Annotated in this window: 22 protein-coding genes; 7 read left to right on the forward strand and 15 right to left on the reverse strand. The window is 71.0% G+C overall.

Translation table 11 applies throughout. From position 1 onward, the window contains the following. Positions 1 to 136: 136 nt before the first annotated feature. Positions 137 to 1,306 carry an RtcB family protein gene (locus GC092_RS13080; RefSeq protein WP_324012439.1) on the forward strand — a complete coding sequence of 390 codons (1,170 nt, stop codon included), beginning with the start codon at positions 137 to 139 and terminating at the stop codon, positions 1,304 to 1,306. A 30-nt stretch (positions 1,307 to 1,336) separates the two neighbouring features. Here the strand turns inward: GC092_RS13080 and GC092_RS13085 are convergent, their stop codons facing one another. Both GC092_RS13085 and GC092_RS13090 read right to left on the reverse strand, forming a co-directional pair. Beyond that, positions 1,337 to 2,374: a LacI family DNA-binding transcriptional regulator gene (locus tag GC092_RS13085; protein WP_324012440.1), complete on the reverse strand. Its 1,038-nt coding sequence runs from the start codon at positions 2,372 to 2,374 to the stop codon at positions 1,337 to 1,339. After that, the gene (locus GC092_RS13090; protein WP_324012441.1) at positions 2,353 to 4,374 is read right to left on the reverse strand and encodes an aldo/keto reductase; all 2,022 of its coding nucleotides are present in this window, start codon (positions 4,372 to 4,374) and stop codon (positions 2,353 to 2,355) included. The genes GC092_RS13085 and GC092_RS13090 overlap by 22 nt, the downstream gene beginning before the upstream one ends. Positions 4,375 to 4,566: 192 nt before the next feature. Between GC092_RS13090 and GC092_RS13095 the strand changes: the two genes are divergently transcribed. Genes GC092_RS13095 through GC092_RS13110 form a run of 4 tightly spaced genes read left to right on the forward strand, consistent with a single transcriptional unit; the run spans position 4,567 to position 6,789 of the window. Next, positions 4,567 to 4,899 carry a PadR family transcriptional regulator gene (locus tag GC092_RS13095; protein ID WP_324012442.1) on the forward strand — a complete coding sequence of 111 codons (333 nt, stop codon included), beginning with the start codon at positions 4,567 to 4,569 and terminating at the stop codon, positions 4,897 to 4,899. Between the two features lie 2 nt (positions 4,900 to 4,901). Then, a complete protein-coding gene (locus tag GC092_RS13100) occupies positions 4,902 to 5,267 on the forward strand; it encodes a DUF1048 domain-containing protein (RefSeq protein ID WP_324012444.1) in 366 nt (121 codons plus the stop codon). Beyond that, positions 5,264 to 6,031: an ABC transporter ATP-binding protein gene (locus tag GC092_RS13105; protein ID WP_271173097.1), complete on the forward strand. Its 768-nt coding sequence runs from the start codon at positions 5,264 to 5,266 to the stop codon at positions 6,029 to 6,031. The genes GC092_RS13100 and GC092_RS13105 overlap by 4 nt, the downstream gene beginning before the upstream one ends. Next, positions 6,028 to 6,789 (forward strand): ABC transporter permease, encoded by a 762-nt coding sequence (locus GC092_RS13110; protein WP_324012445.1) that lies wholly within the window; start codon positions 6,028 to 6,030, stop codon positions 6,787 to 6,789. Before GC092_RS13105 ends, GC092_RS13110 begins: the two co-directional genes overlap by 4 nt. Positions 6,790 to 6,864: 75 nt before the next feature. Here GC092_RS13110 and GC092_RS13115 read toward each other — a convergent pair whose 3' ends face one another. From GC092_RS13115 to GC092_RS13125, 3 genes are read right to left on the reverse strand one after another with little or no spacing between them, the layout of a single operon-like run. After that, positions 6,865 to 7,404 carry a YaeQ family protein gene (locus GC092_RS13115; RefSeq protein WP_324012446.1) on the reverse strand — a complete coding sequence of 180 codons (540 nt, stop codon included), beginning with the start codon at positions 7,402 to 7,404 and terminating at the stop codon, positions 6,865 to 6,867. 33 nt (positions 7,405 to 7,437) lie between these two features. Next, a complete protein-coding gene (locus GC092_RS13120) occupies positions 7,438 to 7,767 on the reverse strand; it encodes a branched-chain amino acid transport AzlD family protein (protein WP_324012447.1) in 330 nt (109 codons plus the stop codon). Further along, on the reverse strand, positions 7,760 to 8,470 hold the full coding sequence (locus GC092_RS13125) for an AzlC family ABC transporter permease (protein ID WP_324012452.1): 711 nt from the start codon (positions 8,468 to 8,470) through the stop codon (positions 7,760 to 7,762). Before GC092_RS13125 ends, GC092_RS13120 begins: the two co-directional genes overlap by 8 nt. A 62-nt stretch (positions 8,471 to 8,532) precedes the next feature. Here GC092_RS13125 and GC092_RS13130 point away from each other — a divergent pair, with 62 nt between their 5' ends. Continuing rightward, on the forward strand, positions 8,533 to 8,985 hold the full coding sequence (locus GC092_RS13130) for an Lrp/AsnC family transcriptional regulator (protein WP_282978961.1): 453 nt from the start codon (positions 8,533 to 8,535) through the stop codon (positions 8,983 to 8,985). A gap of 6 nt (positions 8,986 to 8,991) precedes the next feature. On the opposite strand, the gene GC092_RS13135 is transcribed toward GC092_RS13130, so the two are convergent. The 8 genes from GC092_RS13135 to GC092_RS13170 form a co-directional block, all read right to left on the reverse strand. Then, on the reverse strand, positions 8,992 to 10,314 hold the full coding sequence (locus GC092_RS13135) for a DUF3500 domain-containing protein (RefSeq protein ID WP_324012455.1): 1,323 nt from the start codon (positions 10,312 to 10,314) through the stop codon (positions 8,992 to 8,994). 70 nt (positions 10,315 to 10,384) lie between these two features. Next, positions 10,385 to 11,923, reverse strand: a complete 1,539-nt coding sequence (locus tag GC092_RS13140) for a molybdopterin-dependent oxidoreductase (protein WP_324012456.1) — start codon at positions 11,921 to 11,923, stop codon at positions 10,385 to 10,387. Between the two features lie 75 nt (positions 11,924 to 11,998). After that, on the reverse strand, positions 11,999 to 13,012 hold the full coding sequence (locus GC092_RS13145; protein ID WP_282978964.1) for a LacI family DNA-binding transcriptional regulator: 1,014 nt from the start codon (positions 13,010 to 13,012) through the stop codon (positions 11,999 to 12,001). A gap of 78 nt (positions 13,013 to 13,090) precedes the next feature. Next, positions 13,091 to 14,308, reverse strand: a complete 1,218-nt coding sequence (locus GC092_RS13150) for an endo-1,4-beta-xylanase (protein ID WP_324012458.1) — start codon at positions 14,306 to 14,308, stop codon at positions 13,091 to 13,093. After that, positions 14,305 to 14,988 (reverse strand): hypothetical protein, encoded by a 684-nt coding sequence (locus GC092_RS13155; RefSeq protein ID WP_324012460.1) that lies wholly within the window; start codon positions 14,986 to 14,988, stop codon positions 14,305 to 14,307. Before GC092_RS13155 ends, GC092_RS13150 begins: the two co-directional genes overlap by 4 nt. A 3-nt stretch (positions 14,989 to 14,991) precedes the next feature. Further along, a complete protein-coding gene (locus GC092_RS13160) occupies positions 14,992 to 15,906 on the reverse strand; it encodes a carbohydrate ABC transporter permease (protein ID WP_416383275.1) in 915 nt (304 codons plus the stop codon). Continuing rightward, entirely contained in the window at positions 15,900 to 16,925 is a 1,026-nt protein-coding gene (locus tag GC092_RS13165) for an ABC transporter permease (RefSeq protein ID WP_324012464.1), read from the reverse strand. The genes GC092_RS13160 and GC092_RS13165 overlap by 7 nt, the downstream gene beginning before the upstream one ends. Positions 16,926 to 16,987: 62 nt before the next feature. Then, entirely contained in the window at positions 16,988 to 18,604 is a 1,617-nt protein-coding gene (locus tag GC092_RS13170) for an ABC transporter substrate-binding protein (RefSeq protein WP_324012465.1), read from the reverse strand. Between the two features lie 251 nt (positions 18,605 to 18,855). Here GC092_RS13170 and GC092_RS13175 point away from each other — a divergent pair, with 251 nt between their 5' ends. Next, a complete protein-coding gene (locus tag GC092_RS13175; protein WP_324012468.1) occupies positions 18,856 to 19,650 on the forward strand; it encodes a DNA/RNA non-specific endonuclease in 795 nt (264 codons plus the stop codon). 29 nt (positions 19,651 to 19,679) lie between these two features. Here the strand turns inward: GC092_RS13175 and GC092_RS13180 are convergent, their stop codons facing one another. Together GC092_RS13180 and GC092_RS13185 are read right to left on the reverse strand one after the other, a co-directional pair. Further along, positions 19,680 to 21,137: an NAD-dependent epimerase/dehydratase family protein gene (locus tag GC092_RS13180; RefSeq protein WP_324012469.1), complete on the reverse strand. Its 1,458-nt coding sequence runs from the start codon at positions 21,135 to 21,137 to the stop codon at positions 19,680 to 19,682. Further along, positions 21,134 to 22,159 (reverse strand): alpha/beta hydrolase, encoded by a 1,026-nt coding sequence (locus GC092_RS13185; protein ID WP_324012471.1) that lies wholly within the window; start codon positions 22,157 to 22,159, stop codon positions 21,134 to 21,136. The genes GC092_RS13180 and GC092_RS13185 overlap by 4 nt, the downstream gene beginning before the upstream one ends. Positions 22,160 to 22,169: the final 10 nt, after the last annotated feature.

Below are 22,169 nucleotides of genomic sequence, written 5' to 3' on the forward strand. Positions count from 1 at the left end.
GTCGACCCCTCCGGCGCCGGCCGTGTAGCAGCACCCGCTCGCATCACGCCCCGCACCGCACAGGTCCGGGGCGTCTCCTTTCCGTCACGCGGAGGAGGTCCGGGGACCAGGACCCGCGGATCGAAGGAAAGGAATCATGGAGAGGCTCTCGGAACGCCTGCTGTCGTGGGCGAGCCTGATCGACGAGCAGACGGTCGAGCAGGCGCGCACGTCCTCGCGCATGCCGTTCATCCACCCCCACGTGGCGCTCATGCCGGACGCGCATCTCGGGCTCGGCGCGACCGTCGGATCGGTCATCCCGACACGCAGCGCGATCATGCCGGCCGCGGTCGGCGTCGACATCGGCTGCGGGATGATCGCAGTGCGCACGCCGTTCACGCGCGCGGATCTCGTCTCGCGCGATCTGCGCGAGCTCCGCGAGCAGATCGAGCGCGCCATCCCGCTCTCGGCTGGGCACGACAACCGCAAGGTCGTCGCCACCGCCGAGCCGCGGGTGGCCGAGCTCGAGCAGCTCGCCGCCGAGGCGGGCTTCGATCCCGCGAAGCGCGCGAGGAGATGGCGGCTGCAGCTCGGATCGCTCGGCAGCGGCAACCACTTCATCGAGGTCTCGGTCGACGAGACGGATGCCGTGTGGATGTTCCTGCACTCCGGCTCACGCGCGGTCGGGAACCGGATCGCGCAGCATCACATCGCCGTCGCCAAGAGCCTGGCCCGGCGCGACGAGCTCGACCTGCCGCACATCGACCTGGCCTACCTCGTCGAGGGAACGGACGAGTTCGACCGCTACATCAGGGAGCTGCGGTGGGCGCAGCGGTTCGCGCTGCTCAACCGCGAGGAGATGATGGACCGCGTCGCGAACCAGCTCGGCCGCTTCCTCGACGCCGAGGTCGACGAGCTCGAGCGCATCAACTGCCACCACAACTTCACGGAGTCGGAGATGCACTTCGGCGAGCGCGTCTGGGTGTCCCGCAAGGGAGCGATCCTGGCGGACGCCGGTCGCCCCGGGCTCATCCCGGGATCCATGGGGACCGCGTCGTACGTCGTCGAAGGCAAGGGGAACGCCCTCGCGCTGAACTCCTCGCCGCACGGCGCCGGCCGCGAGTACTCGCGGTCGGCTGCGCGCCGCACGTTCACGCGCGAGCAGCTGCGCGAGGCGATGGCCGGCATCGAGTACCGCGACACCGAGGCGTTCATCGACGAGATCCCGCAGGCGTACAAGCCGATCGATCAGGTGATGGCCGACGCAGCCGATCTCGTCTCGGTGCGGCACACGCTGCGCCAGCTCGTGAACGTGAAGGGCGACTGAGGCGAGGGCGGGGCCGCGGCCCCGCCCTCGCTACGCCGACTCGCGCAGGACGAGACGATGCGGGACGACGCGGAAGCGATCGACGTCGGCGTCGCCGTCGCGGAGTGCGACGGCGAGCTCGAGGGTGTGGCGGGCGACCTCGTCGAAGTCGACGGCCAGCGTCGTGAGGGTCGGGGCGACGAGGGTCCCGATCGTGAGACCGTCGACCCCCGCCACGCGGATGTCGCGCGGCACGTCGAGGCCCGCATGGCGGCAGGCCGACAGCGCGCCGAGCGCCATCAGGTCGTTGAACGCCAGAAGCGCGTCGGGAGGCGCTGCCCGCCGCACGACCTGGGCGGTGACGGCGGACGCGTGCTCGGCGCTCGACGACGCCGCGTGCACGACCTCGGCCTCCACGCCGTGCTCGCGGAACGCCGCCGCCATCGCCGCGCCGCGCGCGCTGGGCTCGCGCGGCGCCGAGGCGTCGAGCACGACGGGGCGCCGCACGCCCACCGCCACGAGGTGCGCGACGAGATCGCCGATCGCGGCGACGGGGTCGAGCCGCACGCCCGCGTGCTCGGTGGTCTCGCCCGCATCCAGCTGGATGAGCGGCGTCGTCGCGAGGCCGCTCCCCCACCCGGTCGACCACTCCCCGAGATAGCCGACGACGACATCCGCCTGCTCGCGCAGCGACGCGAGGAGGCGATCCGCGTCGCTCGCAAGACCGATGTCGACGAGCATGACGTTCCATCCCTCGTCCGCCGCGAGCCGCACGACGGCCGCCGCGAGCTCGGGAGAGTACGGGTTGCGCAGGTCGTTCACGACGAGACCCAGCTGCCGCGCGCCGCCTGTCACAAGGCCTCGGCCGAAGCGCGACGGCCGATACGACAGCTCGCGCGCAGCCTCCATGACCCGCCGCTTGGTCTCGGCGCTGATGCCGCTCATGTCGTTCATGGCGCGCGTCACGGTCTGCCGCGAGACGCCGGCGGCAGCGGCCACGTCGAGGATCGTCGCGCGTCGGCGCCCGGCGGCGGACGACCCCGCGGGCGCGGGGTCGTCCGCTCCCGTCAGCTGCGAAGGTCCAGCCATGCCACCTCTTCGGCCGTGAGCTCGATGGACAGGCCCCGCATCGACGACCGGGCCTCCTCGATCGTACGCGGGCCGAAGAGGGGGAACGTCGGGAAGGGCTGCGCGAGCACGTACGCGAGCGCGATGGCGGTGGCGGGCACGCCCCGGTCGGCGCCCAGCTGCTCGGCGCGACGCAGCCGCTCGAAGTTCTCGTCGCTGTAGTAGCAGCGCACGAGCTCGGGGTCGCTGAGGTCGTCGGGCCGCGCACGCCCCGTGAAGAACCCGCGGGCCTGCGACGACCACGGCAGCAGCGGGATGCCGCGCTCGGCGAGCCAGCGCTTGGATGCGGCGTCGGTCGCGTGCACGCAGCCCTCCCACGGGACGTCGAGCGCCTCGGCGAGGCCGAAGTGATTGCTCACCACCGTGAAGCCCTGGCGCCCGTTCGCGCGCGCGTAGGCGTTCGCCTCGTCGATGCGCGCGGGTGTCCAGTTCGAGCCGCCGTACACGCGGATGCGCCCGGCGCGGAAGTGCTCGTCCAGCACGTCGACGAACTCGCCCACCGGCACGTCGGGATTGTCGCGGTGCAGCATGTAGATGTCGGCGTAGTCCGTGCCCTGGCGCTCGAGGCTCTCGAGCAGCTGACGCGACACCGACTCGGGGTCGCAGTGCGGCGTGTGGCCGCCCTTCGTGATGACGACGACGTCCTCGCGCACCCCGCGGTTCGCGATCCACCGGCCCAGGCGCCCCTCCAGCGCGCCGTCGCCGTAGATGTACGCCGTGTCGAACGCGTTGCCTCCCTGCGCGAAGTAGTGGTCGAACATCGCCGACGCGTGGGCGAGGTCGGGCTGGTTGTCGACGCCCATGACGAGGCGCGAGACGCGCTTGCCGACGCCCGGGATCTCGCCGTACCGCATCGCCGCGTCCGAGACGACGAGCGGGCGCACGGGCGGGATGTCGGCGGTCTCCGCCTCGAAGGGGTAGCGCAGGCGGATGGCCGCACGCCAGCGGTCGAGGGTGCGCGCGGTCGCGAGGGTCTCGGCCGACGTCATCTCGGCCGCCTCGAGAGCGCCGTCGCGCAGGGCAGCGAGCGTCGCCTGCGCCTCGAGCGCGTAGGCCGGCGCCGCGTCGATCTCGATGACGCGCTCGCCCTCGTCGACGGTCGTGAGCTCGATCGTCGTCGCGCCCGTGGGCACCCAGGGCTCCGGGATGCGGATGCGCCCCTTCTCGCCGAGGATCGTGACGTCGTTCGGCGCGGTGGCCCGGACGCCGGCCGAGAGCGTCGCGGTGATGCCGCCGCGATAGGTCGCGCGCGCGACCGTCCACTCGTCGACCCCCGTGGGGCCGACGTCGCCCGTCGCCGAGAGGTCGACCGGCTCCGACGCGTGCGCGCCCTCGGCCGCATCGACGATCGCGGAGACCATCGTCGCGGGGTAGCCGCCGACGTCGAGGATGCCGCCGCCGGCCACCGCCGGATCGAAGAGGCGGCCCCCGCGCTGCGGGACGCGGAACGCGAACGACGCGTCGACGTGCACGACCCGGCCGATCGCGCCCTCCCGGACGAGGTCGAGCACCGCGCGGGTCTGCGGGTGGAACCGGTACATGTACGCCTCGACGAGCGGCACGCCGGCCTCGCGGGCCGCGTCGACGAGGGCCATCGTCGTGCCGTGGTTCACCGAGAGCGGCTTCTCGCACAGCACGGCCTTCCCCGCGTCGATCGCGGCGACGACGAGCGCCGGGTGCGCGGTGTGCACGGCGGAGACGTAGACCGCGGCGACACGCGGGTCGGCGAGGGCTTCCTCGTACGTGCCCGCGGTCACATCCGTCGCCCCGCGCTCCTCCGCCTCGTCGGCGAACGCGCGGGCACGGCCGCTGTCGGAGCTGCCGACGGCGACGAGGCCGCCGCCGTTCTCGGAGAGCTCGCCGAGGAACCGTCGCGCGATCTGCCCGGGGCCGAGCACCGCCCATCCGCCCGTGGTCGGTCGCGTCGAGGGGTCTGCGGAAGCCAGCTGAGGAGAGGTCACCATCGTCCTTTCGATCGAAGGCCGTGAACGTTCACGGCGTGCACCACGATAGGCACACCGCGCGGTGAGGTCAAGAGTTCCGTGAACGCTCACGGCGTGTTCCACAGAATTCAGTATTCAGTGTTGCCAAGTACCGGTACTCAGTGTTACCGTCTAGTGGTAGTCAGCAACACAGAGTAGAGGAGGTGAGCGATGGGCAATCAGATGACCGAGATGCTCAAGGGCACGCTCGAGGGCATCGTGCTCGCGCTCCTGGCCGGGCGGCCCGCGTACGGCTACGAGATCACGGCCCGGCTGCGCGAGCAGGGGTTCACGGACCTCGTCGAGGGCACCGTCTACGCCCTGCTCGTCCGGATCGAGCAGAAGGGGTTCGTCGACGTCGAGAAGGTCCCGTCGGAGAAGGGCCCGCCGCGCAAGGTGTACTCGCTCAACCCGCAGGGGCGCGAGCAGCTTGCCGAGTTCTGGAGGACGTGGAGCTTCCTCGCAGAGCGCATCGAACAGCTCCACGACGACAAGGAGAGGTGACCATGGCAGCGAAGTGGATCGAAGCCCTCACGGGCTCGCTCGAGCAGAAGAAGCAGTACCGGCAGTACAAGGCGCGGATCGAGGAGCTCCCCGAGCCGCACCGCACGGTCGCGCAGGCGGTCGACCGCTACCTCATGTACCAGGGCGGCATCACCGACGGCGACACGATGATCACGATGCTCGGCGACCTCGCCGACCTCTTCGAGCGCGCGGCGGTCGACGGGATGGCCGTGCGCGAGATCGTGGGCGACGACCCGGTCGAGTTCGCGGACGAGTTCGTGCGCTCGTATCGGAGCCGTCAGTGGATCGACCGGGAGCGCGAGCGGCTCCGGAAGGCCGTCGACGACGCGACGGGAGGGCGATCATGACCGCGCCGGCCATCCGCGTGCAGGGGATCGAGAAGTCCTACAAGGACCTCGCCGTCCTGCGCGGCGTCGACTTCGAGGTGGCGCCCGGCAGCATCTTCGCGCTGCTCGGATCGAACGGCGCCGGCAAGACGACGCTCGTGAGGATCCTCTCGACTCTGCTCGCGGCCGACGCCGGCCGTGCGCAGGTCGCGGGGCTCGACGTCGCGACGCAGGCCGGGCAGGTCCGCGAGGCGATCAGCCTCACGGGCCAGTTCGCGGCGGTCGACGAGGTGCTGACGGGCCGCGAGAACCTCGTTCTCGTGGCGCGACTGCGTCACCTGCCGAACCCGCGCGCCGTCGCGGACGAGCTGCTCGAGCGCTTCTCGCTCACGGCCGCGGGCGACCGCAAGGCGGGCGAGTACTCGGGCGGCATGCGCCGCCGCCTCGACATCGCGATGAGCCTGATCGGCGATCCGTCGATCATCTTCCTCGACGAGCCGACCACCGGCCTCGACCCCGAGGCGCGCATCGAGGTGTGGGAGACGGTCAGGGAGCTCGCGGCCGGCGGCACGACCGTCCTGCTCACGACGCAGTACCTCGACGAGGCCGAGCAGCTCGCCGACCGCATCGCCATCCTGCACCGCGGCCGGATCATCGTGAACGGCACGCTCGCCGAGCTCAAGCGGCTGCTGCCGCCGGCCGAGGTGGAGTACATCGAGAAGCAGCCCAGCCTCGAGGACGTGTTCCTCGCGCTCGTGGGCGACACGGAAGGAGAAGCGGCATGACCGCGCATGTCCTCGCCGACACGGCCGTCCTCACCGGGCGCTCGCTGCGGCACATCGGGCGCAGCCCCGACACCATCATCACGACGGTGGTCACGCCGATCGCGCTCATGCTGCTGTTCGTCTTCGTGCTCGGCGGCGCGATCGAGACGGGAGCGGGATCGTACGTCGACTACCTGCTGCCGGGCATCCTGCTCATCACCGTGGCGTCGGGCATCGCCTACACGGCGTACCGGCTCTTCATGGATCTGCAGGGCGGCATCCTCGAGCGGTTCCAGTCGATGCCGATCGCGCGCTCGGCCGTCCTGTGGGCCCACGTGGCGACCTCGGTCCTCGCGAACCTCGTGTCGGTGCTCGTGGTCGTGCTCGTGGCCCTGCTGATGGGCTTCCGCTCGCCCGCGGGATTCGGCGCCTGGCTCGGGGTCGCCGGGATCGTCACGGTCTTCACCCTCGCGCTCACGTGGGTCGCCGTGATCGCGGGCCTCTCGGCCAAGACGGTGGATGGCGCGAGTGCGTTCTCGTACCCGCTCATCTTCCTGCCGTTCATCAGCTCGGCGTTCGTCCCCACGGAGTCGATGCCGGGGCCCGTGCGCTGGTTCGCCGAGAACCAGCCCGTGACGTCGATCGTGAACAGCATCCGGAGCCTCCTCGCGGAGCAGCCTGTGGGCGCCGACCTGTGGGTCGCGCTCGCGTGGTGCATCGGGATCCTCGTCGTCGCGTATCTCGCATCCCTGGCCGTGTACCGCCGCCGGTTCGCGTGAGGCGGGCACGTCGCATCGACCGCACCCGAGCCCCGTCTCGTCCGAGCAGATTCGGACGGGACGGGGCTCTTCGCGTCAGGCGATCGCGTGATCCTGGACGGCGGAGCTGAAGCTCGACCCGTTGAGGTCGACGTAGAGGTGCCGGTCGGAGACCGAGACGGTCATCGTGTTGCGCCGCTCGAGCACGCGCACGAGATCGTCGATGAAACCCGGGTCGAAGCTGTGCACGACGATGTCGTCGGCCCGGTGGATCGTCTTGCCCGCGAGCGCCGCGACGACCTTCGCGGGGTCGCGGTGGGTGTACACCGCGGTGCGCTCGGCGAGCTTGCTCGCGAAGTGGAGCCGCTCGGCGTCGGGCGCGCCGACCTCGATCCACGCGGTGATCGCGCCGGTGAGATCGCGCACGAGCACGGCGGGCTCATCCGTCGACGAGACTCCCTCGCCGAACGCGATCCCCTCCGCGTGCTCGAGGCAGTACGCCAGCACCCGCGTCGCCATGTAGGCGTCCGTCTCGGACGGATGGCGCGCGACGCGGAGGACGAGCTCGTCGTACACGCCGCGGTCGACGTCCGCCAGCTGGACCGTGAAGGTGTGGATCGTCGCGCCGATGGCCATGGAGACCGAGCCTATCGGCCGCCGACCCCGCGGTCAGGCCCAGGCCGCGAGCGTCGAGGCGACCACGGTGCACACGACCGTGCCGGCGAAGAGGCTGAGCACGGCGTTGCCGCGCCACAGGTGCAGGGCGACCGTGACCGCCAGTGCGACAAGGGGCGGCAGCGCCGACGCCATCTCCGGGCGGACGTCGTGCAGCGTGTAGACCGCGAGGATGACCATCACGCCGAGCGGCATCCGCTCGCCCACGTAGGCGAGCAGCTCGCTGTCGCGCAGCGGACGCAGCAGTGCGAAGGGCACCGCGCGCAGCGCCCACGTGATGAGCCCCGAGATCGCGATCGCCGCGGCGATGTACCGCTCATCCACGGCGCGACCCCTTCCGCTCGATGAGGAACCGCCCGACGAGCGCCGCGAGGAACAGGCCCATGGCCGTGAGCAGCATGTCGTGCGGCGTCACGACCGCGGCGATGAGCGCGCAGAGCAGGGCGACCACGGCGACCGGGATGGACCGCCGGATGCGGTACGCATCGATGCTCAGGACGACGAACAGCGCCGTCACGGCGAAGTCGAGCCCCACGACCTGCGGCGGGATGAGCACGCCGAGCGCCGAGCCCGCCGCGACGCTCGCCACCCAGGAGCCGTGGAAGAGTCCCTGGATCGCGAGGATGCGCGCACCGCTCCAGCCCGCGGACTCCGGCGTCGCGGTGAGGGCATAGGCCTCGTCGGTGAGCGCGAACGTGCTGTAGGCCCGCGCGCCGCGTCCGCGCACGCGGTGCAGCGGGAAGGAGAGCGCATAGAACACGTGACGGAAGTTCACGAGCAGGGCGCTCACCGCGATCTGCGCGAGCGGCGCGGCGGCCGCGATCATCCCCACGAGGAGGAACTCGAGCGAGCCGGCGAACACGAACGCCGCGATGACGGGCCCCCACCACCAGTCGAGCCCCGACTGGACGACGAGGACGCCGAGCGCGAGCCCGAGCGGGATCACCGCGAGGCAGGCCGGGGCGACCGTGCGCGCGCCGGCCCGGATGTCGCCGGTCGCGCGCGCGGAGCGGACGGATGTGATCACACCGCAATCGTAAGGAAATCAGCGCGCACAGTGCTTGCGAGATCAGGCGGGATAATCAGATCATGCGCAATAAACACGAGCTGGATGACATCGACCACGCAATCATCCGCGAGCTCACGGCGGACGCGCGTCTGACGAACCTCGAGCTCGCCCGCCGCGTCGGCCTCACGCCGGCCCCGTGCCTGCGCCGCGTGCAGCGCCTCGAGGCGACCGGAGTCATCCGCGGGTACCGAGCCGTGCTCGACCCGAAGGCCGCGGGGCGCGGCTTCGAGGTGATCGCGTCGATCGACATCGCCGTCAACGACGGCCAGACGATCGAGGACTTCGAGGCCGCCGCGAGCGCCGTGCCCGAGGTCTTCGAGCTGCGCCGCATGTTCGGGCAGCCCGACTACTACCTGCGCATCCTCGTCGCGGATCAGGACCAGTACGCGCTCGAGACCCTGCCGAAGCTCTCGCGCCTGCCCGCCGTCAACCGCATCACGTCGCATCAGACGATGTGGCTCGTCAAGGAGTAGGCGGGGTCAGCTCCCCTCGGCTGCCGCACCCGAGGGCGCCTCTCCGTCGGCGGGCGGCTCGCCCGACGGCATCTCTCCGCCGGGTGCGCCGCCGCCCATGCCGCCGGTCGCCGCCTGCTGCTCGACGCTGTTCGCGTAGTCGTTCGACGGATCGCGGTAGATCGTGTGCACGTGACCCCACCCGCTGGTTGACACGCCCTCCACGTCAGCACCGGCCGAACCGCTCTGCGCCTGGAACGCGAGGTAGACATTCGGGCCCGAGATCGAGAAGCTGATCCCGTCTCCCGTGCTCATGTCGTACGTCGTCTCGCCCGACCAGGCGATGACCGTCTCATCGAGCGTCGCCTCGATCTCGGCCAGCTCGGTCTCGGTGGTCTCCTCGTCGGCCATGCCCGCCCAGTTCGCGATGAGCTCGAGCAGCAGCTCCTTCTGCTCGTCCGTGAGGTCCGCTCCCGAGAGACCGGCACCGCTCTCGTACTCGCAGGTGTCGCCGGGAGCGCAGAACGTCACATCGCCCGAGGTCAGCGTCGCCTGCTGCTCCGCCGTGAGACTGCCGTAGAAGGCGAACGCGTCGGTGTAGATCGCGTCGAAGGGCTGCACCTCCTCGCCATCCTCGTTCGTGTACACCGCCGGCTGCACCCCGAGATGCGTCGGCGCGAAGGTGATCGCGTTCTCCGAGCCGTTCAGGTCGGCGTTGATGCCGAGGTGGTGTCCGCCGAACTGCACCGCGTACGCGTCCGTGTCGGACGCGTCGCCGAAGAACGCGATGTAGTACTGGCCCAGCGACGTCTCGGTCGTGCTGCTGTTCTCCAGCAGGTACTGGTCTCCGCCCATGATCGCCGTCACCGTGGCGTACGCGTCGTCGCTCAGCAGCGCCTCGAGCACGGCCATCGCGGCCTCCTGCTGCTCATCGGTCAGCTCCGCCAGGTTGAGGCCCGCGCGCTCGACGAACGTCACCGGGAAGTTCGACCAGGACGTCGTCTTCGTCTCGTCGTCGTAGTCGTACGTCACCGCCTCGACCTGCTCGTCCGACAGCGTCGCGAGGAACGCTTCCACCGCGGCCGTCGTGTCGGCGATCGTCTCCTGCGTCGTCGTCGCATCCTCCGAGCCCGTCGAGGCCGTGATGATCGCGTCCCCTGCGGTCGAGGCGGTCGACGCGGAGGCGGTCGTCGACGATGACTCAGACGTCGTATCGGTTGCTGTCTGCGCGACGGCCGAGCAGCCCGCGAGCGCGAGCCCTCCGACGACGAGCGTCGAGGCGATCCAGAGAGGCTTGCGACGGAAGACGGGACGGTGTCGCGGCTGGTTGAGTTGGGGGTTCTGATCCATGCCCTCGACGGTAGGAACCCGATCTATGCGGCCTCTATGGCCGATCCATGAGCCGGATTCGACCCCGGGGTCAGCGCGCCGTGACGCGCACCGTGTGCCAGCCGGTCGCGCCGTCGGGGACGACCGGCGCCGCCTCCCCCGTCTGCACCTCGCCGTCCGCGCTCACGGCGCGGCAGCGGATGGTGTGCTCCCCGGGAGCGAGATCGGCCGCGGCGGACCACTGCACCCACGTGTCGTCGGAGATCGCCGTCGCGAGCTCGGCGTCCTGCCATGCGCCGTCGTCGACACTCACCTCGACGCGCGCGACCCCCACATGCTGCTGCCACGCGACGCCCGCGATGACGACCCGGCCCGCCGCGACAGCGCCGCTGCGCGGCACGTCGATGCGCGACTGCAGCTTGATCGGGCCGCGCTCGGACCATCCGCGATCCGTCCAGTACGCCCGCGCGCGATCGAAGCGCGTGACCTCCAGCTCGACCACCCACTTCGTCGCGGACACGTAGCCGTAGAGGCCGGGCACGACGAGCCGCGCGGGGAAGCCGTGCGCGAGCGGGAGGGGCTCGCCGTTCATCCCGACCGCGAGGATCGCGTTCCGCGCGTCGGTGAGCGCCTCGAGCGGCGTTCCCGCCGTGAAGCCGTCGACCGAGCGCGACAGCACCATGTCGGCATCGGGCTGCGGCGCCGCCCGCGCGAGGAGCTCGCGCACGGGATACCCCAGCCAGACGGCATTGCCGATGAGGTCGCCGCCAACGGGGTTCGACACGCACGCGAGCGTCGTGACCGACTCCTCGAGCGGCAGGGCCATGAGGTCGTCCCAGGTGAGCTCGTACGGATGGTCGACGAGGCCGTGGATGCGGAGCCTCCAGTCGGCGGGGGCGAGCTCGGGCACGACGAGGGCGGTGTCGATGCGGTAGAACGCGTCGTTCGGGGTGATCACGGGCGCGATCCCCTCGATGTCGAGGGACGCCGACGCGGGCACCGTCGCGCGCGTCGACGCGCGCGGCAGCACGAGGGCGTCGCGGATGGCCGCGACCGCGCTGCTCGCGACGCGGCTCGTCGTCGACGCGACCGCGGCCGCCGCACCCACGACCGCCGCGGACACGGTGAGCAGGAGGAATCGCCGCCGCGAGAGCCCGTCGCCGCGCGGGCCTCCGCGGCGCGCCGGCACCAGGACGGCGAGGGCCGCCGCGGACAGGATCCCCGCGACGGCGGACGGGACCGCGGAGAGCGCGTCGGCGTCGGCCCGCGTGAGGGCGGCCGCGACCCCGACCAGTCCGACCGCGAGGAGGGCGACGGCGCCCCAGTGCGGCCGCGCGCGCTGCAGCAGCCCGGCCCCGGCGCCGACCGCGGCGAGCACGAGCGCGATGCCGACGAGCAGGGCGATCTTGTCGGCAGTGCCGAACAGCGCGATCGCGAGATCCTTGGCCCACGGCGGCGCGAGATCGATGAGCGCCGCGCCGACGACCGCGGTCGGCCGCGACGCCGGAGCCCACCATGCGGCGATGAGCTCGCCGAGGCCGGCGCCGAGGATCACGGCGGCCGCGCCGGCTCCCGCCGCGCGTCGCCTCTGCCCGGCGTCCGCGGCGATGTCGCCCGCCCGTGTCGTCATCGCTCTCCCGCGATCGGAGCCGAGAAGCGGCCCGCTCCCATCATCGCGCGGATGCGGGCGCGGCGGGAGGGCGTCTCACGCCGGCGGGGCGGTCGACTCCCGGATGATGAGCTCGGTCCCGAGCTCGACCTTCTGCGACGCGAGGGGCTCGCCATCCGAGAGCGCGATGAGCATCTGCGTCGCGAGCGCGGCCATCTCGGCGAGCGGCTGGCGCACGGTCGTGAGCGACGGCGCGAGCCACGACGCGAGCGGCAGGTCGTCGTAGCCGACGACGGAGACGTCCTCGGGCACCCGCAGGCCGAGCTCGTGCGCCGCGCGGATGAACCCGAGTGCCTGCACGTCGGACCCCGCGAACACCGCGGTCGGCCGATCCGGGCGGCGCAGGAGCTCGAGCCCGTGCTCGTAGCCGCCCTCGACCTCGAACGTGCCCCAGCGGACGAGCGACGGGTCGACGTCGAGCCCGATCTCGGTGTGCGCGCTGCGGAAGCCGTCGACACGGGCGCGCGAGCACAGCACGTTCTCCGGCCCCGAGATGATGGCGACGCGGCGATGCCCGAGCTCGATGAGGTGCCGCGTCGCCGCGAGGCCGCCGCTCCAGTTGTTCGACCCCACGGTGGGCACGCCGGCGGGAGTCTCGCCGTCGGTGTCGAGCACGACGAAGGGGATCGACCGGGCCATGAGCTGCCGCTGCTGCGTGTCGTCGAGGCGCGAGAGCACGAGGAGCACGCCGCGCGTGCCGCGGGCCGTGATGCTGTCGATCCACTCCTGCGGCGGGCGGTGGGAGCCGCCGAGCTCGCTGAGCACGACGCCGACGCGACGCGGCGCCGCCGCCTTCTCGACGCCGACGATGATCTCCTGCGCCCACGAGCTGCCGAACTCGTGGAACACGAGGTCGAGGAGCCCCGCGGTCTTCGTGGGGGACGCCGGCCCGACCGGCTTGCGGTAGTCGTGCCGCGCGAGGGCCTCCTCGACGCGGCGACGCGTCGCGGGGGCGACGTCGCTGCGCCCGTTGAGCACGCGCGAGACCGTGGGCACCGAGACGCCGACCTCTCTGGCGATCGTCGCGATCGTCGCGCCGCCTCGTGGCATCCGCACCCTCCCCGCCGAGACTTCCGGAACATCCTATGCCCGAGGGTGCCGGGGCTCGCAGGCCCCGGCACCCTCGGATCAGCGCAGCTCGACCTCGGCGTCCGAAGCGCCCGCGGCCGCCGAGAGCACGCCGCGCCGCCCGGCGGCGGTCACCTCGAACTCGCCCGCGAACGCCCGCAGCGGAAGCCGGCCGTCGGCGTCGGTCCGCACGGTCGTCGGCTCGAGCCACCACTCGCCGCGGACCAGATCGCGCAGCGCGTCGTACGCGGGCTTCGGCGAGCCGTCGCGGCGGATGAGGCCGCTCGGCGCGTTCAGCCACGCCGTGGCGTCGTCGAAGCCCCAGTAGGTGATGGCCGCGACCGACGGATGCTCGACGAGCGTGCGGTAGTGCCGCACGATCTCGTCGGCCTGCCGCTCCTCCCCTTCCGGGGTCGACGGCCAGTCCTCGACGACGTAGTCGTTGAGGTCGTCTATGTGCTTCGGCATGAGGTCGCCCGAGACGAGGGACGTCTCGGTCCAGTGCAGGGGCAGCCCGAAGCGCGCGAAGCGCTCGCAGATGGCGTGCACCTGCTCCTCGCCGCGGAAGCCCTGGTGCATGTGCGACTGCAGGCCGATCGCGTCGATGCGCACGCCCGCGTCGAGCACCTCCTCGATGAGCCGCTCGTAGTCGGGCCCGAGATCGAAGTCGTTGAGGACGAGCACCGCGTCGGGGTTGACCGCGCGCGCCTCGTCGACGGCCATCCGGATGAACTCCACGCGTCCGTGCTTCTCGCACAGGCGCGTGATGGCGTTGCGGATGCCGTCGGGCTCGTTCTCGAAGCGGGGCATGATCACGGCCTCGTTGACGACGTCCCACGTGTCGACGAGCCCCGCGAACGCGCTCACCTCGCGGCGGATGCGGCCGCGCAGGGCCGCCTCGGCCTCATCCAGCGGGAGGGCGTCGACCCAGGGCGCCTTGACCGTGTGCCAGACGAGCGGATGGCCCTTGAGCCGCACCCCGTGCCCGCTCAGCGCGCGCGCCTGACGCGTCAGCTCGGCCTCCTTCGTCTGCCCGGGCTCCGGCTCGTAGCGCCCCCAGTAGAACTGCAGGGTCGCCGTGTCGAACAGGTCGAGCCAGCGCGCGAGCGGCCCCTCCCCCGGCACACCGGGAGCCGTGCATCCGAACCCGATCTCGTGGCGCAGCTGCGCCACGGTCACGTCGTGCTCGCGGAGGGGCTCCCCGTCGGCGCCGCGCACGAGCACGCTCGCGTCCACCTCGCGGTGGCGGTATCGGGAGGAGGTGAGGACATCGGTCATCGGGTGAATCTCGCTTTCACATCGGCTTCGACAGGACGGGAGACGCTGCGCAGGAGGAGCGCGAAGGCCCACGCGCACAGCAGGAGGACGGCTTCGGACGCGAGCGCCACGACCGCGGCCGCGACGATCGCGAGCGACGCGAACCCGAGGGTGGCGCGCCACTGGGAGAAGAGCTCGGCCGCCGCGATCCGGAGGGCGTCGCGCGTGCGGAACGAGAAGTACGCGGTCACGACGAGCAGGTGCCCCGACCAGAGCGCGAGCACCGCGAGCAGCACGATCGCGACCGGACGCAGCACGGCGCCGCCGGGCGCGGCATCCGCTCCGGTCGCGTTCACGACCAGGATCGCGGCCGCCGCGAGGACGGGCGCCCACCAGAGCGCGACGTCCTTCGCGTTCCGCGCGAGCCCGCGCCACAGGGCGCGCGCGGGGCGGAGGTCGGGCGCCTCCGCCCACGCGCGCTGCGCGTAGAGCGCCGCCGAGAGAGCCGGCGCGACCGGGAGGAGCGCCACGACGTAGAGCGCCGGCGAGACGCCGTCGGCGAGGCCGAGCGCCATCCACGCGAGCAGGGTCGGCGCGCCCAGCAGCGCGAGGAACGCCGCGAGGACGATCCAGCGGTACACGACGGCCGTGGCCCGGGAGAGGACCCCGGTGCCCACCTCGTCGACGAGCTCGGCGGCCATCCGTCAGCCCTTCACCGAGCCGAGCATGACGCCCGAGACGAAGTAGCGCTGCACGAACGGGTACACGCAGAGGATCGGGATGACCGTGAGGATCATCGTGACCGACTGGATGTTCGCGTTGAGGTCGGCCGCGGTGCTGCCCACGGCCGCGCTCTCGCTCGCGGTCGTGGAGGCGCCCGCGATGAGGTTCCGCAGGAACAGCGTGACCGGGAAGAGCTCGTTCTTGTCGAGATACAGGAACGCGCTGAACCAGTCGTTCCAGAACGCGACCGAGTAGAACAGGATCATCGTCGCGATCACGGCCTTCGACAGCGGCAGGACGATGCGCGTGAAGATCCCGAACCACCCGAGCCCGTCGATCTGCGCGGCCTCCTCGAGCTCGTGCGGGAGGTTCTCGAAGAACGACTTCATCACGAGCAGGTTGAACACCGAGATCGCGCCGGGCAGCACGATCGCCCACATCGTGTTCTTCATGCCGAGCGACGAGATGAGCACGTAGTTCGGCACGAGGCCGCCGTTGAAGAACATCGTGAACACGGCGATGCCGATGAGCAGACGGCGCCCGCGGAGGTGGTGCTTCGAGAGGACGTAGGCGTACGACGTCGTCAGCGCCATCGCGATCGCCGTGCCGACGACCGTGTAGAGCACGGTGTTGCCGTAGTTGCGCCAGAACATCCCGTTGCCGATCACGGCCGCGTAGGTGTCGACGTTGAAGTCGACGGGCCAGAAGCTCACCTGCCCGGCCTTGATCGCGCCCGACGAGCTGAACGACTGCGCGAGCACCGTGATGAACGGATAGAGCATCGCGAGGCACACGAGGATGAGCAGGCCCGTGTTCACGACCGTGAACACGCGGTACCCGACGGAGTCGCGATTGCCGACAGTGCGGGACGGCGCCCGCTGAGCAAGAGTCACCACAGGCTCGTTCCCACCATTCGCCGGGACAGGTAGTTCGCGCCGAGGACCATCACGAGGCCGATGAGGGCCTGGAAGAGTCCGATCGCGGCGGCGTAGCTGAGGTTGTTCGACACGAGGCCGACGCGGTACAGGTACGTCGAGATGACGTCTCCCGTCGAGTACGTCAGCGGGTTGTAGAGGAGCAGCACCTTCTCGAACCCGACGTTGAGGAACGACCCGATGTTGAGGATGAGCAGCGTGATCATCGTCGGCCGGATGCCCGGGAGCGTCACGTGCCAGATCTGCTGCAGCCGGTTCGCGCCGTCGATGCGCGCGGCCTCGTAGAGCGACTCGTCGATCGTCGTGAGCGCCGCGAGGTAGAGGATGGTCCCCCATCCGACGGTCTGCCACGCCTCGGACCCGACGTAGACGGCGCGGAACCACTCCGGCCGCTGCAGGAACGGGATGGCCTCGCCGCCCATCGCGGTGATGATCTGGTTGACCGTGCCCTGCAGCGACAGCAGCTGCATGACCATGCCGACGACGATCACGACCGACAGGAAGTGCGGCAGGTACGAGATCGACTGCACGACGCGCTTGAACGCGCGCTTGCGCACCTCGTTGAGCATGAGGGCGAGGATGATCGGCAGCGGGAAGCACACGAGGAGGGTGAGGCCGCCGAGGATGGCCGTGTTCGCGAACACCTGCCAGAAGGCCGGGTCCTTGATGAACATCTCGACGTAGCGGAAGCCCACCCACTCCTCGCCGAGGATGCTCCCGCCGGGGCGGAACCGGCGGAACGCGATGACGTTGCCGATCATGGGGCCGTAGCGGAAGATCGCGAAGAAGATCAGGGGCAGCAGGGCGAGGGCGTAGAGCTGCCAGTCCCGCCGCAGCGCGGTGCGCCAGGGCGTCCGGCCGCGTCGCCCAGCGCGGCCGCGGGGCCCGCCCGCGGTCGTGATCACGCGGGTCGTCGTCGCGCCCGGCGGAGCGGAGGACGGGTCTGCGGCGAGCGCCGCACCCGTGGTCGTGGAGGTCATGTCGTCATCCCTTCGACGGGTTCCGGGTCGCCGCCGCGCGCGCGGCGGCGACCCGGAGTGCGTCAGCCGTTCTGCTCCGCGAAGCGCTCGCGCGCGCCGTCGATGAGATCGACATAGGTCTGCAGGCCGGCGGCCTCCAGCTCCGCGACGTACGCGTCCCACTCGGAGAGGTCGCGGTCTCCGAGGATGAACTGCAGCGTCGCGGTGCGGACCGCGTCAGAGAGCGGCGTCGACAGGAGCGACGCCTGCTCGAGCTCGGCCTCGTCGAGCGGGGCGGGCGGGTTCGGGTCGCGCGGCGTCCGCGTCGACAGGACGGTGTCGATGTACTCGACGAACTGCGGTGCGTTGTACGACTCCTTGAGCTCTCGCGACTCGGTCGATCCCGCGAGCACGTCGTTGCCCCATCCGAGATCCTTCTTGATGTCGGTCGCGCCGTCGGGGTTGATGTTGAAGTCGTCGTACGAGAACTCGGGCTTCAGGGTGATCGTGCCGTCGGCCGCCTTGTCGTAGGTCTCTCCCTCGACGCCCCAGCGGAGCAGCTCGCGCGCCTCGGGGTTGTAGTAGAGCCAGTCGAGGAACTGCAGCGTCGCGATGAAGTTCGGCGACTCCGCGATGTCGGCGCTCAGCATGAACCCGTTCCAGAAGTTGCGCGGCTCGACGAGCATGCCCGCCTCTCCGCCCGGGGGCGCGAGCTGGACCAGCTCGTAGTCGGTCACGCCGGCCGCGTCGAGGGCCGCCGCGAACTCGTTCACCGTGCCGTTCGAGCCGGAGGCGGCGAAGACCTGGTTGTTCGCGATCTTCTCCGCGACGTTCGCCGCGCCGCCGCCCGCATCGGCCGCCGTGAACGACTCGGTGTCGAGCAGGTCGGCCTCGACGAGCCCGTGGAAGTACTCGACCATCGAGCGGTAGCCCTCGGACGTGCCGGCGTACTCGAGCTCGCCCTTCTCCTCGTTCCAGATCGTGCCGTCGCCGAAGCCCCATCCGGCCTGCGTGCCGAACGCGTGGGCCGCGTAGTTGAGCATCGACTGGCCCTCGAAGCCGTCGGCCAGGGGCTTCGAGTCGGGGTACTTCTCCTTGATGAGCTCGAGGCCCGTGCGGAGGTCCTCCCAGGTCTCGGGCGCCGGAGCGCCGACCTCGTCGAACACGTCCTTGCGGATGATGAGCGTGAAGACCGGGACCGAGACCTCCTGCAGGCCCGGCAGCATGTAGTACTTGCCGTCGGACTGCTTGAGCCGCTCGACCATCGCGCCGAGGTCCCACTCCTCGACGTACTTCTGGAAGTTCGGCATGTACTCGACGTAGTCGCTGATGGGGAGGACGGCGCCCGACGAGACGAACGGCTCCTCCTCGCCCGTGTAGACGAGCGGGATGACCGTGGGGGCGTCGCCGGCCGAGATCAGCAGGCTGCGCTTCTCGGTCGCGTCGCTGAAGGGGATGTGGGTGAGGTCGATCGAGACGCCTGTCCGCTCCTCGATGACGTCGAAGATCTGCCAGTCGTCGGTGACCGGCACCTCGGGCCAGTCGGTCCAGAGCATCGAGAGGTCGAACGGCTCCGTCGCCGTGAACTGCTCGTCGGCGGCGAAGTCCTCCATCGCCCCGACCGACTGCGCATCGACATCGACTTCGGCGGCGTCTCCGCCCTCTGCCGTGCAGGCGCTCGTCGCGACGAGGCCGGCCACCACCCCCGCTGCTGCGACTGCGCGGACCCACGTTGTCCGGCGCGTGGAACGAACCATGATTCTCCTCTTCGAGATCGGCTGCTGTGCTCGCGGCTCCGAAACTATCGGAAGCGACTTCGAGACTTTCTGAAGAGTAGGGCGGGCCCGAAACGTTGTCAATAGCCACAATTAGCGCGAGGGAGGAGCCCGCCTCGAGCATCCGGCGTGACCCAGGCGTCGACAGTGTCCGGGGTCCGCGCGAGACTGCTCGCGTGACCTCAGACGGCTATGCGTCCGACTTCCTCGACATCGATCTCCCCCTTCCCGCGCCCGATCCGGCTCGCGCCATCCGCGAGCTGGCCTATCCGCGGTTCTCCGTCCTCCTCGACACCGATCGCCGGCTGGCGGCGGTCACCGCCGTGAACATCGACGGCGCTCAGCTGCAGGATCTGCGCCGCAGCGGCGAGTGGCGCCTCGATCCGCGCGTGCCCGAGCGTGAGCAGACCGGGCCCGCGGTGTATGCCGGCAACGACCTCGATCGCGGGCACCTCGTCCGCCGCCGAGACCCGGGCTGGGGCTCGGTGAACGACGCGCGCGCCGCGATGGAGGCGACGTTCTTCTACACGAACGCCGCGCCCCAGGCCGCGGGCTTCAACCAGTCGAAGGAGCTCTGGCTCGGCCTCGAGAACCACGTGCTCGCGTACGCCGAGACGACCGATCAGCGTCTTTCGGTCTTCACCGCCCCGGTGCTCGATGGCGACGACCCGCCCTATCGCGGCATCCGGGTGCCGCTGCGCTTCTGGAAGATCGCCGCGTGGCGCACCGACAGCGCGCTCGCGGCGGCCGGTTTCGTGCTCGATCAGACCGACCTCGTCGACACGAGCGGCGGCCGGTTCGCGACGCCGCCGCTCGGCGCATTCCGCACGTTCCAGGTGCCGATCGCCGACATCGCCGAGCTCGCGGAGCTCGACCTCGGACTGCTGCCGACCGCCGACGTGCTCGATCGCCCCGAGGTGCGGGCGAGCGGATGGCGCGCGCTGAGCTCGCGGGAGGACGTCATCGTGTGAGCGGAGTGGGCTGTGCGGGCGGGGAGGGTTCAGACCGGCGTCGGGCGCGACACCGCCAGGCCGGGCTCCACCACCTGGCGGAGGAACAGGTTCTCCTCCGCCTGGCGCTCATAGCTCGAGGGGTCTCGCGTGCACTCGGGGCACCAGTGACCCCCGCGGAGAATCAACCTCGGACTCCCCGCGAAGACGTGTCCGAGCGCGCATCTCCAGATGAGCGGAGTCGCCGCGTCGCCGACGGAGGCGTCGCCGAGCAGCTCACCGCCGCGGAAGGCCGCGGCTTCGCGGTAGTCGTCGGCATCCCACTCGGCCGACGGCTTCGACTCGTCGTACCCGTGGTCCAGGAACGCAGGAGTCCTCGAGGGTGCGGGCGGGATGAATGTCTCCCAGCCGCCGATCCGCTCCCACTGCTCCCATGAGCCGAAATGGGCGGACACCTCCTCGATGTTCCGCGTGCGCACGGCGGCCATCGTGCCCCGCGGCCGGCGAGTGAGGGGGCGCATCACCAGGTTCTTGACGATCCACGACGGCACCCGTCCCGCCGACCGAACGGAGCGGGGCGCGGACCTGATCGCACGCTCGAGGGCCTCGGCGAACGTGTCGCGACGAAAGGGAACGAGCGCGTCGAGCCGGTCGCTGTCTGTGTACCACTGGCCGTGGAAGTTCTGAAGCGCGAACCAGTTGCGGTCATACCAGCGTCGGATGTCGGCAACGCCCATCGCCGCGCCGAGCGCTGTCTGCAGCTCCCAGTTGGTCAGACGCCACCCCTCCCCGCCCCCGATGTTGTAGATGCCTCCCCAGAGCTCCTCGGGCACATCGGACGCCGAGATGCCCACGAGCAGCCGCGCCGCGTCCTCGACCGAGACCCACTCCATGACCCCGCCGAACGGAGAGTGGGTCATGATCGGGTCCCTGATCTCCAGCATCGCGGGGTGGAAGATGCCGGTCTGCCGGAGCCACGCCCAGCGGGGCAGACCCGAGTCGATGAGGAGGCGCTCCGCGACGATCTTCGTCTGGCCGTACTCGTCGAACTGAGAGACCCGCAGGGGATCTCCCACCCGACCCCAGTGCACCGGCTCCTGGCGGTCGCCTGTCTGGGCGACGGAGCCGATCCCCACCACCGCGATCGATCCAGGGTCGTCCTGCGCGCGGACGGCCCGGATGATGTTCTGCATCGACCCGATGTTCACGCGCCGGGCGAGCGCGGGCTTCTCGTCGGCAGCGGGCGAGACCACGGCGCCGACATGAAGCACGACGTCGACTCCGGTGACCGCGGCGAGCACGTCGTCATACCGGACGAGGTCGCCCCACACGACCTGCAGATTCGGCATATCGCGGAACTCGTCGAGCACGCTCCGATCGGCGGCATTCGGCAGCGCGAACGCACGGACCGTCAGCTCGGGGTGCTCGCGGAACGCGCGGAGCGTCGCTCGCCCCCAGTTCCCGGTGGCGCCCGTGAGGAGGACGGTGCGGGGCGGACGGGGGCTCACGACTCGAGCTCCGGGCCGACTGGCGACGAGCTCGCTGCGAACAGCTGCGCGCTCAGATCGAGCGGCGGCTGGAGTCGACGCCTCACCCAGTCGTGGATGGCGCGCGTCGCCGACTCGGCGACGGGCACGCCAGGCACATTCGAGAACCCGTGGAAACCGCCGGGCCAGACGTGAAGTTCGCAGTTGACCCCGGCCCGCCAGAGTCGCGACGCGTACTCCACCGCCTCATCGCGGAACACCTCCGCGTCGCCGACGTCGATGAATGTCGGCGGCAGCCCGGTGAGGTCGGCAGCTCGGGCCGGCGCCGCGTAGTGCGACACCTCGGGCCCGCCCACCCGATCTCCGAGCAGCGCTCTCCAGCCGGTCTGGTTGCTGCGGCGCGGCCACGGCCCGCCATCGACGAACTGGTGCGACGAGACGGTCCGGTCTCGGTCGTCGAGCATCGGGCACTGCAGCAGCTGCCAAGCGATCTGCGGGCCCCGCCGGTCGCGCGCCAGAAGCGCGACCCCCGCCGCGAGTCCGCCGCCCGCGCTTCCTCCCGCGAGCAGGAGCCGCTCCGGATCGAACCCCAGATCCTCCGCGTGGGCGGAGAACCAGCACAGCGCGGTGTAGCAGTCCTCGACGGGGATCGGGTCCGGATGCTCAGGCGCCAGCCGGTACTCGACGCTCGCGAGGACAGCGTCGTGCTCCTCCACCCACTGAAGCGGCAGTGCGACGCCGGAGTGCCTGTCACCTGCCACCATGCCGCCTCCGTGGATCCAGAGGACGCCCGGCGCGGAGGGATCGCCGTGCTCCGCGCGCGCGATGACGCTGACGAGGATCTGGCCGCCATCCGCAGTCTGCACGGTGTGATCGGAGCGGACCAGGCCCCGCCCGCTCAGGAGGTCATCGATCGGCGGGTCGAAGGACGTCGCGCGGGATGCCGCGATGCCTTCAAGCGTCAGCGGCGCTGACAGGGCGGGCACCATCTCGACGATCGTCGCGAGCGCCGGGTCGAGCGGTGGGCGGGCAGGTGTCGTCATGAGCATCTCC

It is taken from the genome of Microbacterium sp. JZ37, from assembly GCF_035188445.1.
Lineage (GTDB): Bacteria > Actinomycetota > Actinomycetes > Actinomycetales > Microbacteriaceae > Microbacterium > Microbacterium barkeri.

Coding starts and splice junctions, on each gene's coding strand:
- GC092_RS13080 (WP_324012439.1), top strand. CDS start 137: ATGGAGAGGCTCTCGGAACGCCTGCTGTCGTGGGCGAGCCTGATCGAC.
- GC092_RS13085 (WP_324012440.1), bottom strand. CDS start 2,374: ATGGCTGGACCTTCGCAGCTGACGGGAGCGGACGACCCCGCGCCCGCG.
- GC092_RS13095 (WP_324012442.1), top strand. CDS start 4,567: ATGGGCAATCAGATGACCGAGATGCTCAAGGGCACGCTCGAGGGCATC.
- GC092_RS13100 (WP_324012444.1), top strand. CDS start 4,902: ATGGCAGCGAAGTGGATCGAAGCCCTCACGGGCTCGCTCGAGCAGAAG.
- GC092_RS13105 (WP_271173097.1), top strand. CDS start 5,264: ATGACCGCGCCGGCCATCCGCGTGCAGGGGATCGAGAAGTCCTACAAG.
- GC092_RS13110 (WP_324012445.1), top strand. CDS start 6,028: ATGACCGCGCATGTCCTCGCCGACACGGCCGTCCTCACCGGGCGCTCG.
- GC092_RS13115 (WP_324012446.1), bottom strand. CDS start 7,404: ATGGCCATCGGCGCGACGATCCACACCTTCACGGTCCAGCTGGCGGAC.
- GC092_RS13130 (WP_282978961.1), top strand. CDS start 8,533: ATGCGCAATAAACACGAGCTGGATGACATCGACCACGCAATCATCCGC.
- GC092_RS13135 (WP_324012455.1), bottom strand. CDS start 10,314: ATGGATCAGAACCCCCAACTCAACCAGCCGCGACACCGTCCCGTCTTC.
- GC092_RS13140 (WP_324012456.1), bottom strand. CDS start 11,923: ATGACGACACGGGCGGGCGACATCGCCGCGGACGCCGGGCAGAGGCGA.
- GC092_RS13145 (WP_282978964.1), bottom strand. CDS start 13,012: ATGCCACGAGGCGGCGCGACGATCGCGACGATCGCCAGAGAGGTCGGC.
- GC092_RS13150 (WP_324012458.1), bottom strand. CDS start 14,308: ATGACCGATGTCCTCACCTCCTCCCGATACCGCCACCGCGAGGTGGAC.
- GC092_RS13155 (WP_324012460.1), bottom strand. CDS start 14,988: ATGGCCGCCGAGCTCGTCGACGAGGTGGGCACCGGGGTCCTCTCCCGG.
- GC092_RS13165 (WP_324012464.1), bottom strand. CDS start 16,925: ATGACCTCCACGACCACGGGTGCGGCGCTCGCCGCAGACCCGTCCTCC.
- GC092_RS13185 (WP_324012471.1), bottom strand. CDS start 22,159: ATGACGACACCTGCCCGCCCACCGCTCGACCCGGCGCTCGCGACGATC.